Below are 17,538 nucleotides of genomic sequence, written 5' to 3'. Positions count from 1 at the left end.
GGTCGATAAGATTTCGGTGAAAAGCTGCGCTCTTCTCGCATTTTTCTTTTTCGCGGTCAGGCTCGGTGCCATGGAACTGCAAGGAGCCAAGGCTTTTGAATTCGACCAGTCCAACCTGGAACAGCCCTGGAGGGAAAGCCTGAATTTCGTGCTGCAGAACGAGATCCCTGATTATTCGATGTATCTGGATTACGACGACAGGAATGAATTGAACAGCGACAGCCTCCGCAGGATCTCGCTGAATTACAAAACAGAGGACAACGCTTTCTGCCTGGGTGACCAGAACTGGGAAGACAACGGAATCTTCGGGCTGAAACTTCCGGTGATGAGGGGTGTGACTGAGCGATACTCCTGGATGCCAGGCCGGGAAATGATGTTTCTGTATTCTGAAGAGAATCGCAACTCAGCCCGGGAGGATTTTTTCGGACAATCGAAGAGGGGGCCCTATCTTTTAAAGAAATCGCCTGTAGTGATGGGGTCGGAACGCGTTTATCTGGACGACCGTCTGCTGATTTCAAACTTTGAATATACACTGGACTATGATAACGGAATGCTGTTCTTCCAGAATGTGATCGCAAGTTTCGAGCGGATCACAGTTTATTACAGAGCAGTCGATAACAGCGAGCGCCAGAGATTTATCGGTACCGGTGGCAGGGCCGGGCAGACCGAGTTCCGGTTTTACGAATCGGGAAAGAGCGGTACTGATGTCGATCAGGAACATCAGCTGACCTGTGCAGAACAGTTCCTGCTCCCTGCTGATTCGGCACTGAATCTGAGATACAATCTCGGGGAAACCGGTGACCACGGAGGAAAAAGCGGATATGCGCTGAATCTTACCAATGGTGAAACGGCAGAACTTGGTTATACTGTAAATTACTATTCTCTCGAACAGGGATTGAAACCTGTCAGCCTCAGCCCTGAAAAAAGGGGTTGTGATCTGAATCTTGTGTCCAGGGGTCTAGTGAAATCTGAACTTTTTCTGAGGAAATACGGCCGCTACGATTTTGGAGAAAGAGAGATGCCATTTGAATCCAGGGGTTTGAAAGTGGGTCGTTCCAGCATGGACTGTGAATACAGGCAGGAAAGTCTGGGAGGAGATCTGACACATTTTTTACGCACAAATTTATACAAGCCTGAGAGCGGGTTCAATTATTTTTCCGGGTTTCTTGGCCGCAACGACACGCTGGAACGTGAATATTATTATGTGATGAGGGATAATTTCAATTTCGGACCTGACAGGCTGTATCTCGAACATTACAGTCTGGGAGGTGTGAGGGAAGAGCACCGTTCCAGCATGGTCGGGGAGAAGTTCCTGGCCGACAACTTGAGTTTCACAGGGAACTACGCCTGGGAAAACCAGGATGGCCTTGGCAATCTGATTTATGATTCAGCCTTGTTCAGGAGGGAAAAATTCGGACGGATTGGTGCCGGATATCTTTCGAATGCCAGGTCAGGCTGCGATGATGGCCCCTATCTTTCAGGCAATTACAGCCTTAAAGAATTTTTCCTGAATGGGAAATACAGCTTCAATGATTATCATGACTTTTTTTCCCGGATGAATTACGGTTTCAAGCGCTGTAAGCTGTATCTGGGGCGCTCAACCCATGCGGGCAGCAGAACGACAGATGCCGGGACTGGATTGAGTTTCCCCTTGTTCGAATTAAAAACTTCATACAGCCTTGTGGAGACAGGATCAGTCTCGAACCTGAGCCTGATGGGAAGCTGTAAAAACACCTGGAACTGGGAGCTTTCCTGGAAGATTTCAGATACTGGAAATGCAGTGGACAACAACATGAGCTTCAGAGTGGAATATTTACTGTTCTAATTGATTAGGTCAATTTATCCTGATAGAATAAAATTATTCAAGTCAGCAATTCAACTACTGCCGATGCAAGGATTTTGAATATTTATGGAGGCAACATGATCCCCTGGCTCTATTTTCTGCAGGACGACGAGCAGCTCCTGATTGAGGGTTTCACCAGACGCTTTACAGTGGAAGGACCTTCAGTGTATCTATCGCTTCCCCTGTATCGTGTGCAGAGACGCAGGGGGATGACTCTCGGCCCCACCGAATATCTCCGCGTGCGCGACAGGCTGACTGGGGAACTGCGCAATGAACTCGGCCCGAAAATGTATTTTCAGAAGGCTAATGACGAGGTACTCAAGCGCTTTGCTGCGATTGCCTTGAAACATAACCAGTTTGTGGTAATCATCGATAAGAGCACCGGTATACTGAGGGTAGCCCGCGGTGAGACACTGGTCTATCTAAGCCCCCACGAGGAGCAGATCGATGGAGTGCGGGAAGGGATCAATGTCGACGAACACACTGCAGTACTGATAAGGGACACAGGCACAGGCAGCCAGCAGCTTCTCACTGAACAGCAGGTCTTTGTGCCAGGCCCCAAACAGGAGATCATGGAAGTGCAGAAACGCATTTTGCTGGAAGATCACGAGACTGTAGTGATCAAGGACAAGACCGGAAAATTTTTGTTCAGGAAAGGCCATGACAAGGAACGTTCCTTTTTCCTCGATCCTTACTGCGGGCTTCTTAAATTCCAGTGGTCATCCGGCATTCACAAGGAACAGCGCAACCTGATCGTGACTCATATCGACATGCGGCCCAAATTCATGTGGTACGAGTTCGGGGCCAGGACCCAGGACAACGTGGAACTGAACATCGGGATTACTTTCTTCTGGCAGATAAGCGATGTGGAGAAGATGGTGCGCACTACCGACGATGTGCCTGGCGACATCTGCTCGCATGCCAGGAGCCAGATCATCCAGTCCGTGTCTCAGGTGACCCTTGAACGGTTCCTCGCGGATTTCAACGCCATTGTGGCTGGTGCTTCACTGCACAGCGAAGATCCTTTCTACCCGGACCGCGGTGTACTGCTCCACGCTGTGGAAGTACGCTCAATCACCTGCAAGGACGAGGCTACCCAGAAGATCCTGCAGGAGATCATCCAGGAAACCACCAACAGGCTGAATATGATCCAGAAGCAGGAAACCTCCAATGAAGTCATGCTCAAGGAAATCAGCGGAAAGATCGAGGCGGAAAAGGTGAAGGGAGAGCTGCTGGAAATTCAGCACGATCATGTGCTGCGGGAATTCAAGACCAAGGGCGAGGCAGAGGCTGAGCGGGTCAGGGTTTTCCTGGAAGGTGTGGGTAAAGATGTTCCTGCAGCAGACAGGATCGGCCTTTTCAACACACTGCGTAAGAAAGAGATACTGGAAAAACTGTCCGAAGGCAAAGCCCAGCTTTTCTTCACTCCGTCTGATGTGGATCTTTCGATTGAGAGCAAGGACAGGTCATTGGGATAAAACTTACCTGGGCTGGATTCGAAAAGTCAGGTAATCAGTAAAGCGCTTCAATTCCTGTGCGATATCCTGCACTGCCTGGAACCTTTCAACAAAGGTGACAGGTCTGTTTGCAAAGTTTTCATATTTCCCATAATATTCTTCAAAAAAAATGGCAGGTGCTGAATGAAAAAGTCTTTTGCGTTCCATTTTATTTTAATATTTTTCCTGTTACTGGTTTTCAAGCTCGCTCCTCTCTCAGCCCTTACTTCACAGATTCCCCTCAAATCCGGCTGGAACCTGATCAGCCTTGGACTGTCACCGGACTGTAGATCCATTGAGGTTGTCTTCAACAGCGTTCCTGATATGAAATATGTGATGGGATTCTTCCGCTATCCTGCAGATGCAGGGACAGAAGGCTTCCGCACCTATATGAATATCGATAATGTACGGGACTTCTCCACTCTCTTGACCATGGACGGATATCACGGCTATTGGGTGTATATGAACAATGTCGCCACTCTGGAAGTTTCAGGAACTGAAATTTCCTCAACTAAGGAAGCAACAGTCAGCACTGGCTGGAATCTGGTGAGCTACTGGCTGAATGATCAGATAAGCCTGCCTACCAGTGAAACACAAGCCAGCACAATGATCGACTCTGTCTTCAATCAGAACGCAGTCAGCGGAATCGTGAAATACATCATGGGATTTTATCGTAATCCTGGAGATGGAGGGAACGAGGGATTCAGGACATTCATGAACAATTCAGCGATCAGTTTCAGCACATTATCCTCGCTCGTTCCCAATCATGGCTACTGGGTCTATATGCAGGGCCAGGGCATACTGAAGTACGGACAGGATGCGTACTGGTGTGACAAGGTGCTGGATCACATCACAGTTTTTCCTTCATCTATCAGCGTGCCTATCGGAGCAAACTACAATCTGGCCGCAATCGTTGTAACCGCATACTACACCGGAAGCATCGAAGCAGGTGCTTACAATCCATCCTGGTCAGTGAAAAGCGGAGAAGGGAGTGTGAACGGCAGCACCTATACCGCGCCATCCAGTTCCGGATCTGCCACTCTTGTCTGCAGCTTCACCAAGAACATTGTGACAAGAACAGCAGAAGTAGCGGTGACGATTGAGGAAGGAGCGCCACAGGCTCCTGTCAATCTGAAATCGCGCAACATTTCCAGCAGCGGATTCATAGTAAGCTGGGATACTGAAGAGAATGCAAGCACTTACAATATTTATAAAAACGGGACTCTTATCCACACTGGAATTACAGGACTTTTGGCCTTTATCAGCGGACTCGTCCCGCACACTCAGTATACGATTCAAGTGGAAGCAGTCAACAGCGGAGGCACAAGCCCTAAAACAACTACACTAGCTGTAACCACTGCTCAGGCGGTCTCAAATAGTTCCCTGCAGGGGAACTGGAATCTCTCTGGTATATACTCTGGAGTTGCATCCGACCAGTGTATGTGGGTTTATGGCTCAATGTCATTCGCCAGCAGCGGTATTGCCACAGTAACCGACGGCCGAGACAGTAATGGGAACGTTTATACAAATCAAGAGTTAGGCATATGTAATCTAGACAGCTCAGGGGACATCACTACTCCAGATCCTGATTCCGATGTTCACGGAGTTCTCTCAGGGGACGGGAAGACTGTAGTGCAGACCCAGGGTGGCGGTGATGACTGCTACGGCATGTGGATATCATTTCTGAAAGAAGCTTCATTCTCATTATCAGATCTTCAGGGGACATGGTATGAGCAAGGTATTATCACAGGAACTCCGCAACAGGAAACAGGCTGCTATTATGCAACAGATGAAGTCGATTCGACCGGTAGAATGACCACACCAGTTGGTATTTACAACATGGGGATTTCCGCGAGCGGAATAGTCACAAGCAGCGATATGCCGTCTTTTCATGGAGTCATGTCAGGCGATAAATCTTTGCTGACAGGCACTTTTGACAATTCGGACAGCAGCAGAGGATTCTGCGCCATCTTGAAAGGCGGGGGAAGTTTCGACAAAGAAGATTTAGCCGGTGCATGGCAGCTCCATGCTGTTCTCACGACAGGCTGGTCTGCATGGTATTATGGGCAAGCGCTGATCGACGGCTACGGGAATCTTATCAATCTCTCGCTCCTCGGCAGTGACGATTATAATTACTCAGGCCAGATCTCAAGCAGCCTTGTCATCTCGCCACAAGGCATCATAACAGCACCAGGAATTCCATCGATTCATGGAGTCATGTCCTCTGATAAAAAGATGATTGTCATGACAGGCAGCAGCACCAGTTACACACATTCCGGCACTGGCGACTGGCTCGGGATCGCTGTAAAAAGGACAATCTCAGGTCCGGTGTATATCTGCACTAACCCTGGCAGTATCACAGTGGGTGCTTCCCAGAGTTATGACCTCAGCAATCTGGCTGTCAACGCTTATTACAGTGACGGCAGCTGCATCAAAACAAACAATGCATCCTGGTCCATAAAGAGCGGCAGCGGAAGCCTGAGCGGGTTGACCTACACAGCCCCAGTCAGCGCAGGAAACGCAGTGCTCGGCTGCAGCTTCACGGAAAACGGGGTGACAAAAACCGCTGAGATAAATCTTACGATAACAGGAATTGGCGTTCATAACGCAGGTGACAGCATGACTTTAACTCTGCCCGGTAGTGTGACCATGGAATTCAAATGGATTCCAGCAGGCAGTTTTACAATGAGCAGTCCCGATTCAGAGCAGTATAGATATTACGACGAGAATCCTCAGCACTCAGTAAGCATCACACAGGGGTTTTGGCTTGGAAAATATGAAGTTACCCAAGCCCAGTGGCTGGCTGTCTCCAGCAGCAATCCCAGTTATTTTCAAGGCGCGAGTTATCCCAATTCCGGTAACCGCCCGGTGGAACAGGTTTCCTGGAATGATTGTCAGATATACATTGCATCTCTCAACAGCATGGGAATAGGAACCTTCAGATTACCCACTGAAGCGGAATGGGAATACGCTTGCCGGGCCGGCAACACTTCTGCTTACTACTGGGGGGAAATCATTGATGGCTCATACTGCTGGTATGACAGTAATAGTGGAGCTCAAACGAACGTTGTGGGTGGGATTCTGCCCAATACCTGGGAGTTGTATGACATGAGCGGAAATGTCATGGAGTGGTGTCAGGATTGGTATGCAGATGATTTTTACAGTTTATCACCCGCAAATGACCCGACTGGACCAGTAACCGGCTCGCTCCGCGTGGTTCGTGGTGGCTGCTGGAGCCTCGGTGTATTTTTCTGCCGGTCCGCGGGTCGCAGCAATACCATACCTAGTGACCGATACAGCGGACTGGGATTGAGGCTGGTCTTCACTCCATAGCAGATGGGTATCTTTGATTCAAGGCTGTTTCTTTATTGTCTGCCTGGCAGCGATCATGGTCAGCCAGGTCGTCTTGCCGAAATAGAACACGTCGAACCACATCCAGTAGAATCTGTTGGCATTGATATAAATATAACCATCCGGATGATTTTTGCTGGTTAAATAAAAGGGACTGTCCTTTTGGGACAGCCCCTTTTTTAATTTAGCTGACGACATGCCTAAGCATGTCTCTGATAATTACAGCTGTTCGTCGATCAGCGGGACAATGCCAGGGCCATACACTGTGAACATGGTCTGACCGCGCAGGGAGGTTCTGACCACTCCTGTTTCGTCCGGTTTCACTGTGACGATGTTCTCGCCCTTGTCGTCATACAGGGTTACTGTAATGTCTTCGGTTCCGCCGCCCAGGATCTGGATCTGAGCGTTGTTTGCGTCACTTGATTTCTGCACCTGGATTTCTCTGGCAGGGGCAAATCTCAGAGCAACTGTACCATCGCCGAAGTAAACCACCTGCTCATTGACCTGGTTGCCTTTGCTGGAATCCTCGACTCCGAACTGCTCCATGGTCTTGAGAATTCCGAACAGGTTGATCACCTGGGCGATCTGGTTCTTCTTACCGCAGATCTGTTCATTGACGATTTCCTTCTGCCAGATGCAGGGTGGATACCAGGCCATGTTGGTGGTGGCCGCAGCCATGCCGATCGTGCCTGCCGGCTTGGCTTTGGTGCCTGTGCGCAGCCAGGCTTCGGCGAAGCAGGTCTGGCCTACAAAAGCTCCATTCACGCAGGCGACATCCCAGATCACAGGCAGTTTCATACCGTTCTGGAGATTGGCGCAGTCGTCATTGGAAAAGCCTGTGGTGACCCACTCAGTGTCACCGCCGTGGCCGCAGTAGTTGATGATGCTAACGCCGCTCTTGCAGGCGTCGAAGATTTTCTGTGTGCTGGCTCCGCTGCCGTCGTAGCATTCGAAAATAGTGGTGAATCCAAGTTTGCCCTGCAGTTCCTTGTTATAAGACTTAATCCTGTCATAGTCGATCATGTTGTCGTCGCCGCCGGCCTGGGAGGAAGCGATACCGAGAGCCTGCTTGTACCATGCCCCGTCTGCTCCCTGCATCGGATTCTGCTCATAGGCTATAGACTTGGCAATGACATAGTCTGCCTGATCTTTGTTTTCAACTGAAATTCTGGAGATGAAGGCATCCTGCACATTGTCGTTGCCGGCAAGTTTGACCAGGCATGCATCTGAATCGGCACTTTCCTGTTTACCCTTAAGGGTGGGGATCTGCTCGGCATCGCCGACCAGGATCACGAAGCAGAGCTTTCCAGCGTCGTATTGTTTCTGAAGGAAAGTCTTGAGTTCATCACCGGTTTTCCCGGCATCAGAAGCTTTTACGACATCGACTGTATAGCCGCATTTGACTTTCCAGTCCTTCAGGGCTTTGACTGAGTCGAGCATGGTGTCGCCGGCAATGATCAGAAGATTCTTCTTCACCGCTGGGACTGATGCACCTTTGGCAACTCTTACAGGTGCCGTGTAATTCATGAATACCTTGGAATAGAGGCCTTCAAAATCGCCGGATGTCGACTGGGAGCGGAAGAAACCTTTGGAAATGCCAATTGGAGTGATGGCGATCTTAAAATTGGAATAGACCTTCAGCTTTTTCTTCTGATTGTCATATTGGAATGGAGTTACTTCCAGTCTTACACCATACTGATCCCTGAAAATGAAAGGCGCGGAAACAGTTACGAGTTCGCTGTCGAGTGGGTACCAGCCTCTGACTTTATAGGAAGGACCAAACTCGTAAGGTACGCTGCTGGGATCCTGATTTCTCATGATCGTACCCCTGGAGGGTACTATTGTATTAGAGTCTTTGATTACAAAACTGGAGTCAACCACCCTGGCTGTAGCTGAGGAACAGGCGGGAAGCGCCACGAAAGCTGTGACTTTTCTCAATTCCGGGTCGCCTTTGGTCATCGTGGGTGAAGTGCCCTCAAGAGATAAGGAAATGCAGTCCTGGCCGTCGATGCTGCGGTCAGTTGCAGCGTAACCCGGCACATTGACTGTGATGATGATTTCTGTCTCAGTGTCCTTGATTACTGATTTAGAAGCTGAATTACTTTTTACCCCTTTATCCAGGGCAATCCATTCAGTGGCGAATGCGCTGGTTGTAATGAAAGCAACCAGTAGCAAAATCCCCAACAGTTTCATACTCTCCTCCTCATGATATTTTTGATACTTACATTATAATAATATCCGAAAATGCGTGTAATTCAAGCTTTATTTTTGCGGCGGAATGCGGCATCGGCTGAGTATATTGACGATAACTATTTCAAGAATGTTATGCCGGAAGTTAGTATGTTAGTATGTTGGTAGGTTGATATGTGAGAAATGCTGCAGTAAGACTTTACAGGAATACAATAACCCTTGAAGAATAAAATTCTGATACCTTATCTCCAGGCACTGCTGGCAGCTGCCCTGTTCGGGGCATCGGCACCTCTTTCAAAACTGCTTCTGGGAGAAGTAGATACAATATTGCTGGCAGCGCTTCTGTATCTTGGTTGTGGAATCGGGGTGCTGATCTTTAAACTGATACGTGGAATAGCGATTCCCAAACAGGAAATCGAAGCCGGATTATCTGCGAAAGATCTGCCCTGGCTGCTTGGTTCAATTCTGGCCGGTGGAGTCGCTGCTCCCATTATCCTGATGTACAGTCTGAAATCCACTCCAGCTGCGACCGCTTCACTTCTGCTCAATTTTGAATGCGTGGCAACTTCAATCCTGGCATTTCTGATTTTCCATGAAGCTGTCGGCAGCCGAATCTGGGCAGGACTTTTTCTGATCACTCTGTCAGGAATTCTTTTAACTCTGAATTTTTCCGGGGAATGGGGTTTTTCGCCTGGTGCGCTTGGGATCATCATCGCCTGCAGCTTATGGGGTCTGGACAACAACTTCACCCGGAACATTTCCGCCAAAGATCCCCTTCTGACTGTAATCTGGAAGGGTTTAGCAGCAGGCAGCACCTCTATGGTGATTTATCTGGCTGCTGCCGGATTCAAAATGCCTCAGATAGGGATGATTGCCTGTTCCCTGACGCTGGGATTTCTGTCCTATGGATTTTCAATCATTCTCTTCATTCTGGCGCTGCGGAATCTTGGAGCTGCCCGCACATCTGCTGTTTTCGGAATCGCCCCTTTCGCCGGAGCCCTGATTTCATTCGCCCTGTTCAATGACCCTCTCAATCTGCTGTTCTGGGTGTCCCTTCCTGTCATGCTGGCAGGAACATACATGCTGCTTTTGGAATCACACGGGCACAGCCATCATCACAAGTGGATGTCGCACGATCACAGACACAGGCATGACGACGGGCATCACGACCACCAGCATGAAGGGGTCGAAACCGGTGACCTGGAACATTCGCATCAGCATCAGCACTCAGAAAACGAACATTCTCATCCTCATACGCCTGATGACCATCACAGGCATGAGCACTGAATAAATAACAGAAGAGAACTTAATTGGGAGCTTCAACGTAAACCAGCCTCGCTCCGTAACTTTTATGTGTATTATCAGAGTTATAGTATCGATAAGCAGAGCGGCTATGACTGGTACTGAGGAGATCATACCAGGAATTGCCACGCATTACATGGGAGCCCCCGCTGGTTTCCCCCTGCGGGTCATCCACAATCTCAGGCATGTCTTTATAATTATCACCATACCAGTCATTGCACCATTCCAGGATATTTCCGATCATGTCATACAAACCCCAGGCATTTGGAAGTTTCAGACCTACATCATGAGTTTGAGAGCTGCTGTTATCGTCAATCCAGCCGTAATTCATGCTCAAAGTTCCCCCCCAGTAATAAGCACTGGCAGTACCAGCCCTGCAGGCATATTCCCATTCCGCTTCAGTAGGTAATCTGAAGGTCCCGCTACCTTTGCTGTTGAGTAATGTAATGAGGGTCTGGCAGTCAGTCCAGGATACCTGTTCTACTGGCCGGTTACCCGAGTTCGGGAAGCTTGTTCCCTGAAAATAACTGGGGTTGCTTCCTCTGACAGCCTGCCACTGGGATTGAGTGATTTCATATTTTCCCAGCCAGTAACCATGATTAATGTTCACAGTGTGCTGCGGGCGTTCGTCACCGCAGCTGTCAGTCTCAGAAGTAGGACTGCCCATCGCAAAGCTCCCGGCAGGGATCCAGACAAATTCCATGCTTACTTCGCCAGTCAAATTCAGAATTTTATTCGTGGTTATATTCAGTGCCGTTGATTTCAAGCCCTTACCTGCTGCGTCCACGGCAGATACCTCCATTGAATAACTTGTTCCAGCAGTAAGTCCGGAAATGAGCTTGGAGTTAGTTTCTGAAGTGCCATAGAAACTTCCGTCTTTGCATATCACATAACTGGCAGCGTCACTCACTGCACTCCAGTTGAGCGTGAAACTGGTGGTTGTCTTGTCGCTGGACAAAAGACCGGTGGGAGCAGGGATACCTGACAGGTCTCCTGCAAGCCGGAATCCGATGTCAACGGTTTTACCGTCAACAGTATTGTCGCAGCGAGCTGCAGAGCGGCAGTCAGCAATTCCTGCACCCCACGAACCTCCCCGCATCACTCTGGTAGTTCCACTTGCTGGTCCCTGTGGATCAGTGGCAGCAGAACTGGTGTAATAACAACCGTCGTACCAGTCATTGCACAGTTCCCAGAGATTTCCGATCATGTCATACAAACCCCAGGCATTGGGCAGTTTCAGGCCCACATCGTGGGTCTGATTACCGGAGTTTTCGGAGTACCACATGTAATTCCCATTAAAATTTGCACCCCAGTAATAGATTGTTGTCATCTTAGCCCGGCAGGCGTATTCCCATTCAGCCTCAGTGGGCAGTCGGAAAGTTCCGACTCCTTTGCTGTTAAGAGTTGCAATGAAAGCCTGGCAGTCGGTCCAGGACACTTGTTCCACCGGCCGATTGCCGGAATTCGGGTAGTTTGTACCCTGGTAACAACTGGGATTGTTGCCGGTCAATGCCTGCCACTGTGATTGGGTTACTTTATATTTTCCCAGCCAGAAACCGCGTGTGATATTCACTGTATGCTGGGGGCGTTCGTCAGTCCAGCTATTCGTATCAGAGACAGGGCTGCCCATTGTAAAGCTGCCGGACGGAATCCAGACGAACTCCATGCTCACTTCACCGCTTAAAACTACATTTTTATTTGTGATCCAGAAGAGCGCTGCAGACTTTGCACCTTCACCAGCAGAATTCACAGCAGATACTTCCATGGTATAGCCTGTTCCTGCCGAAAGTCCTGTGAAGTTCGTAAGGCATGCTTCGGTTGTACCATGCAAGGTTCCGCCCATGTATATCTTGTAACCGGCGGCATAGGGAACTGGATTCCAGGAGAGTGTGAAACCCGTGGTTGTCATGTCAGAGATGGAAAGACCGGCAGGAGTCGCGGGTAAGTCCGGATTAGTGGTCAAGCTTAATCCAGGGGACTTTGCACCTTCTCCGGTCACATTCACTGCAGACACTTCCATGGTATAGCTGGTACTTGCGCTCAAGCCGGTGATGCTCTTTGAGGTTGTTTCAGTCGTGGCGTACAAAGTGCCGCCTTTATAAACATTGTAACAGGCAGCACAGTCCACTGAATTCCAGGCAAGAGTAAAGCTGTTGCTTGTCATGCTGCTCGAGGAAAGCCCACTGGGAGCTGCGGGTAAGTCCGGATTAGTGGTCACGATCAGAGCAGTAGACTTTTCGCTTTCTCCAGTTACATTCACAGCCGTTACTTCCATAGTATAGCTTGTATTTGCGCTCAAGCCGGTGATTACCTTTGAGGTTGTTTCAGTCGTAGCGTACAAAGTGCCGCCTTTAAAAACATTGTAACCGGCTGCACAGCCCACTGAATTCCAGGCAAGAGTAAAGCTGCTGTTTGTCTTGCCGCTAGCGGTAAGACCAGTAGGGGAAGAAGGTAATGCGGCACCTGTTCCATCGTAGTTTAAGCACAGCCTCATTCCGAAGTCATGACCCTGGTAGTCGAAGCTGACGTAATCCCGATTCGCAGAACGCTCGATGAAATCTGAGCAGCTCCATGAGCCACCCCGCACAACCCTGTAGCCGAATTGACCGCTTGCCGGGCCTGGAGGGTCGTCTGCAGGGGATGTACTGTAATAACTGGAAGAATACCAGTCATTGCACCATTCCCAGACATTTCCGCTCATGTCATATAAACCCCAGGCATTCGGAAGTTTCAGGCCTACATCATGCGTCTGATAGCCGCTGGTTTCGTAATAATACCAGCAGTAATCAATGTCCATGCTGCCGCCCCAGTAATATGCTGTTGTTGTCCCTGCTCTGCAGGCATATTCCCATTCCGCTTCGGTGGGAAGCCTGAAGCTGCCTATTTCCTTGCTGTTGAGTGCTGTAATAAAACCCTGGCAGTCGTTCCAGGAAAGTCCATCTACTGGACGACTGGGACCTGAAAAATTACTGGGATTGCTCCCCATGATTCCCTGCCATTGAGCTTGGGTAACCTCATATCTGCTCATCCAGAAACCTGTGATGTTCACTGTATGCTGCGGTCCTTCGTCGGAATGTCTGAGTGTTTCACTCACCGGGCTGCCCATGTTGAAGCTGCCTGCAGGGATCCAGACGAAATCCATAGTCACTTCGCCAGTCAGCGTCACTGTTTTGACTGCTCCTGAACTGGGTTTTATCCCTACGGTCACGCTAAGTTCAGAGGTTTTTGATACAGCGCCTTCCATGTAACTTGCTGTCAGCATTACATTGCCGGTATCTGAGGGAGATGTATAGATATTATTTTCGATTGTGCCTCTACCTGAGCTTTTAATCCAGGTTTCACCTGTGACTTCTCTGCTGCTTCCATCCGAATATGCTGCAATTACCTTGAGGCCAGTCAAATCATAGGAATGTCCAGGGTCCAGATAAATCATGGATGGTGTAAGAACAATGGAAGTCAATTCTTTTCCATTGTTGACTGTAAACATTCCTGATTCCCCGGCACTGCCTTCATTTTTTCCGTCGTTCGGGATAATTTTCACCCTTACCCTGTTCTGGGTGTCTGCGATGTCTTGATTGGAATTCCAGGTAACTGTTTTACCTGATCCGGGCAGGATCCCTTCCAGAGTTCCATCCACATGCACTGAACCTGTATAGGAATAACCGTCGTCTATGGAATAAAAAACCCGCACGCTGCAGGTGTCGTTGTCAGGATCAGAAAGACTGTAACTGATCGTGATCCCGCCTGAAGTACCGGTAACTTCCACACTCGCGATCCAGGGGGGATTGTTGGCTGTTGTCAAAGCCGCGTAACCCGAATCGCAATCACTGAGCAGGCTTGTTTCACCGGAATTATTGATGGCTTTTACCTTGTAAAAATATAAAATCCCTGCCCCCACGGTTGGATCGTCATATCTGGTTTCAGTCAGCTGGGGTGAGAGAGCCAGATATGTTCCTGTGGACGAGTCCGCACGGAAAACCTGGTAACAGGCTGCTCCAGTAACAATATTCCAGGTTACCCTGACTTCAGTGGTGTAGGCAGCGTCGCTGGCATTTATCCAGCTCGGCGCGGCAAGGGCTGACGCGGTAAGTCCGTATTGCAGCAGGCCTTCATTCAGCATATACATCCAGTATCCCAATTTAGGGGTCAGTTCTTTCAATGTACTGAAGTTGAGAGCGCTGGTGTTCATAAACGTCCGGAACCCTTCTGTTCCTCCGTCCGGCGGGAAACGATAGAATCCCATCACATATTTCACTTCACCACTGACAGCGGTGCTTCCAAAGATGGAATCAATGGTCGTATTTGCCTGGCCTTGATACGTTGGAAGGGCGTTCGTGGAATCCAGCCAGTAACCCACCAGGTTCCAGCCCTGGCTCATGGTGCGAGACGAGTTGTCTGCCACCCTTATTCCGCTCAATTCAAGGGTATCATCTCCGGTCATATAGACCCAGTATCCATGATAAGCATCAAGATCAGTCAGAGTACTGTAAGCTTTTAATCCGGGCAGATTCATAAAAGTACGGAATCCCTCACTGCCGTTGTCGGCAGGATTGCGAAAGAAACCCATCACATATCTCATTCTGTCAATGCCTGAAAAAAGTGTTTCAATTGAATCAGTATCAGGGATCAGTCCAAGGCTCACCAGGTTCCAGCCGGTTTTCAAGGGAATCGACCTGGTCATCCCGGCTGCTGCGGAGATGTTCTTTTCCAGGATTTCCATATTACTGAAGGGCAAAGTCCCTGAAACATGAGCACCGTTTACGAATAAAGCGACATTATCAGCATTGTTGCATCCTTCGTCTGTGGCTGTTTCAGGGTCGTCACCTACAATCGGCATTGTGCCGTAACGTCCGGCTTGATTAACAGTGAATTGCCCGCAAAGTATGCCCTGCGGGTCTTTGGCAGTTACCACATCTCCAGGGATCACAGCTTCCAGCGTGCCGTCTCCGTCGTGGTCGACTTCTGCAGTACCGTAGATATTCATACCAAGATTGGACAATCTGGTTTGCGGAATCGGGGAGACTGGGATCATTATTCCGTTCTGGTCTTGATCATTTACAATGAGCTGCAACGATCCAGGATAATATCCGCCTTTGTAAGCCATGAGCATATAAATGCCTGAAGAAATGCCGGTTAGAGTGAAATTCCCATTGGAATCCGCAGTTGCTTCCTTGATGATTGAACTCGTTTTCCAGAGCTTAACCCTGGCTCCGGCAAGACCGCCTGCAGAACCTGAGACAGACACACCTGCCATCACTGAAGTAAGCATGATCATCAGAAGAACGATTGAAATTCTAGATATGAAACACATGGTCAGCTCCCTGTATTTAGTCCTGCTTTTACTGGATATGATTATATCAGATATTGCGGGATTATAAAATTCGTTCAAAATTCAAGCACTTTGCGCACTTCATTTGCTCTGCAGCGGAATCTCGGTCATAATGTTGATGTGATGAATGGAAAATGCGTGTTTTTATTTCTGGGACTGATTTTAGCTGAAACAGTATCTTTTGCCGCTTCCACAGGAGAAATTATTTCGATCACTATCGGAGGAAGCGTGAAAATGGAGTTCGTCTATGTGCCGCCTGGAGAATTCACGATGGGTTCACCTGATTTTCAGGGCATTCCTGATGAGCACCCTCAGGTCAGAGTGAGAATCGGCAAGGGATTTTATCTCGGAAAACACGAAGTTAACCAGGAACAATGGCAAGCCGTGATGGGAGACAACCCTTCCAAGATCAAGTCTCCAAAATTGCCCGTGGATACCGTATCCTGGGATGAATGCCAGGTGTTCCTGGGAAAATTGAATGACAAGGGGCCGATCAGATTCAGGCTGCCTACAGAGGCTGAATGGGAATACGCCTGCCGAGCAGGCAGTGATCTCCGTTTTTTCTGGGGCAGGTTCATGGATGGGGAATACATGTGGTACGCCGGAAACAGCGGGCAACGCAGTCATGAGGTGGGGTTGAAGAAACCCAATTCCTGGGGACTGTATGACATGATCGGGAATGTTTATGAATGGTGCCAGGACTGGTATGATGAGAGTTATTATCAGAGAATCGTGAATACGAACAGGCCGGTCCTTAATCCGATAAATGTGACTCCAGGGAAGAAAAAAGTGCTCAGAGGCGGTTCCAGCTTCACACAGGAAGAAGAACTTTTAGGCAGCGCCTGCCGTTTCAGCAATCTTCCAGGTTTCTGCTATTTTCTCAATGGATTACGGGTGGAATACGCTCCAAAAGGATTCAATTGAGGTCAATTATATCCCCGATCACTTCGTTGCTGGTGAAGAAGTAATCAGGATTCAGCCTGATCCTTTCCCCGTCTTCCACGATCACTCCCATTTTATTCCAATAGGAAATCCTTTCCAGCACATACTCTTTTTGACTGTCCTTTATTGTGGAAAGCACTCTCAGGGACACACCTTCGTTCTTTCTCAGTCCCATCATCAGAGTTTCCCTGGCATTCAGTGTCTCATCCAGAGTCTCGGAAAACTCCATTGCTCTTCTGCCTTCCTGCAGGCACGACAGATAGCGGCTGAGGTCTGAACTGTTTTTATAGCGCAGGTTGTCGATGCGGCCAAAAGCGCCGGAGCCGATGCCCAGATATTCTCCGTTGTTGAAATAGACCAGATTATGCCGTGATTCATGACCAGGGCTCGCGAAATTGGAGATTTCATACTGCTGATATCCGTGCGAGGCCAGCAGACCTCTAAGAGCATGATAGATTTCCGCCTGAATTTCGTCTATTGGCAATTTAAGTTCCCCACTGTTCATTTTCTCCTGGAAAACTGTACCTGGCTTGATTTCCAGAAGATAGAGGGAAAAATGGTCTGGAGGAGTGGAGCCGATGATTTCAGTGATTTCCCTGACCGACTTTTCCACTGTGTCACCCGGGATTCCGTAAATGAAGTCAAGGCTCAGGGAAATTCCCGTGCTGCGCAGGTCATGATACTTGTCTGTCCAGAGCTGGAAGGAATTTTCATTTCTGCCCAGGGTTTTCAGCATCTCCGGAGCCCTGCGCTGCAGACCCAGGGACAGCCTGTTGATTCCAGTTGAACTGAGTATTTCAGGCTGGAACTTGACCAGATGTTCTGGATTGGCTTCCAGAGTCACTTCCGCGTCTTCGGCCACGCGCAGGCGGTTGCGGACAGATGCGAGCAATGAATTGAGCTCAGCAGGAGAAAGCTGAGTGGGGGTGCCGCCGCCAAGATAAACCGTATTCACCGCAGTATGCTCGAACAGGATAAGCTCTTCTGACAATGCCTCCAGATACCTGGGGATTATGTCCTGGGCAGGGTATGCCTGGGAATTGAGAAAAAGTCGCAGTAAGGGCATTTTCTGGCACAGAAAGGAA

Annotated in this window: 9 protein-coding genes; 5 read left to right on the top strand and 4 right to left on the bottom strand. The window is 49.1% G+C overall.

All coding sequences use genetic code 11. The features are described 5' to 3' along the window. Positions 1 to 16 precede the first annotated feature (16 nt). The 3 genes from PHW04_07745 to PHW04_07735 all read left to right on the top strand — a co-directional run bounded on the left by PHW04_07745 (position 17) and on the right by PHW04_07735 (position 6,672). Positions 17 to 1,825, top strand: a complete 1,809-nt coding sequence (locus PHW04_07745) for a hypothetical protein (protein MDD2715768.1) — start codon at positions 17 to 19, stop codon at positions 1,823 to 1,825. Between the two features lie 95 nt (positions 1,826 to 1,920). Further along, a complete protein-coding gene (locus tag PHW04_07740; GenBank protein MDD2715767.1) occupies positions 1,921 to 3,321 on the top strand; it encodes an SPFH domain-containing protein in 1,401 nt (466 codons plus the stop codon). A gap of 162 nt (positions 3,322 to 3,483) precedes the next feature. Next, the gene (locus PHW04_07735) at positions 3,484 to 6,672 is read left to right on the top strand and encodes an SUMF1/EgtB/PvdO family nonheme iron enzyme (protein ID MDD2715766.1); all 3,189 of its coding nucleotides are present in this window, start codon (positions 3,484 to 3,486) and stop codon (positions 6,670 to 6,672) included. 18 nt (positions 6,673 to 6,690) lie between these two features. Here PHW04_07735 and PHW04_07730 read toward each other — a convergent pair whose 3' ends face one another. Then, on the bottom strand, positions 6,691 to 6,888 hold the full coding sequence (locus PHW04_07730; GenBank protein ID MDD2715765.1) for a hypothetical protein: 198 nt from the start codon (positions 6,886 to 6,888) through the stop codon (positions 6,691 to 6,693). A 21-nt stretch (positions 6,889 to 6,909) separates the two neighbouring features. Then, positions 6,910 to 8,883, bottom strand: coding sequence for a C25 family cysteine peptidase (locus tag PHW04_07725; protein ID MDD2715764.1), 1,974 nt, complete (start codon positions 8,881 to 8,883; stop codon positions 6,910 to 6,912). A gap of 216 nt (positions 8,884 to 9,099) precedes the next feature. Here PHW04_07725 and PHW04_07720 point away from each other — a divergent pair, with 216 nt between their 5' ends. Then, complete coding sequence (locus tag PHW04_07720) at positions 9,100 to 10,167, top strand: DMT family transporter (protein MDD2715763.1); 1,068 nt, start codon at positions 9,100 to 9,102, stop codon at positions 10,165 to 10,167. 19 nt (positions 10,168 to 10,186) lie between these two features. Here the strand turns inward: PHW04_07720 and PHW04_07715 are convergent, their stop codons facing one another. Continuing rightward, positions 10,187 to 15,493 carry an SUMF1/EgtB/PvdO family nonheme iron enzyme gene (locus PHW04_07715; protein ID MDD2715762.1) on the bottom strand — a complete coding sequence of 1,769 codons (5,307 nt, stop codon included), beginning with the start codon at positions 15,491 to 15,493 and terminating at the stop codon, positions 10,187 to 10,189. Between the two features lie 90 nt (positions 15,494 to 15,583). On the opposite strand from PHW04_07715, the gene PHW04_07710 reads away from it, so the two are divergent. Beyond that, a complete protein-coding gene (locus PHW04_07710; protein ID MDD2715761.1) occupies positions 15,584 to 16,435 on the top strand; it encodes a formylglycine-generating enzyme family protein in 852 nt (283 codons plus the stop codon). Here the strand turns inward: PHW04_07710 and hemW are convergent. After that, positions 16,428 to 17,519 (bottom strand): radical SAM family heme chaperone HemW, encoded by a 1,092-nt coding sequence (hemW, locus tag PHW04_07705; GenBank protein ID MDD2715760.1) that lies wholly within the window; start codon positions 17,517 to 17,519, stop codon positions 16,428 to 16,430. The genes PHW04_07710 and hemW overlap by 8 nt on opposite strands. Positions 17,520 to 17,538 lie beyond the last annotated feature (19 nt).

Source organism: Candidatus Wallbacteria bacterium, assembly GCA_028687545.1.
In the GTDB taxonomy this organism is placed as follows: Bacteria; Muiribacteriota; JAQTZZ01; order JAQTZZ01; family JAQTZZ01; genus JAQTZZ01.
This window is presented reverse-complemented; position numbering and strand designations above follow the sequence as displayed.

Coding starts and splice junctions, on each gene's coding strand:
- PHW04_07715 (MDD2715762.1), bottom strand. CDS start 15,493: ATGTGTTTCATATCTAGAATTTCAATCGTTCTTCTGATGATCATGCTT.
- hemW (MDD2715760.1), bottom strand. CDS start 17,519: ATGCCCTTACTGCGACTTTTTCTCAATTCCCAGGCATACCCTGCCCAG.
- PHW04_07730 (MDD2715765.1), bottom strand. CDS start 6,888: ATGTCGTCAGCTAAATTAAAAAAGGGGCTGTCCCAAAAGGACAGTCCC.
- PHW04_07740 (MDD2715767.1), top strand. CDS start 1,921: ATGATCCCCTGGCTCTATTTTCTGCAGGACGACGAGCAGCTCCTGATT.
- PHW04_07735 (MDD2715766.1), top strand. CDS start 3,484: ATGAAAAAGTCTTTTGCGTTCCATTTTATTTTAATATTTTTCCTGTTA.
- PHW04_07725 (MDD2715764.1), bottom strand. CDS start 8,883: ATGAAACTGTTGGGGATTTTGCTACTGGTTGCTTTCATTACAACCAGC.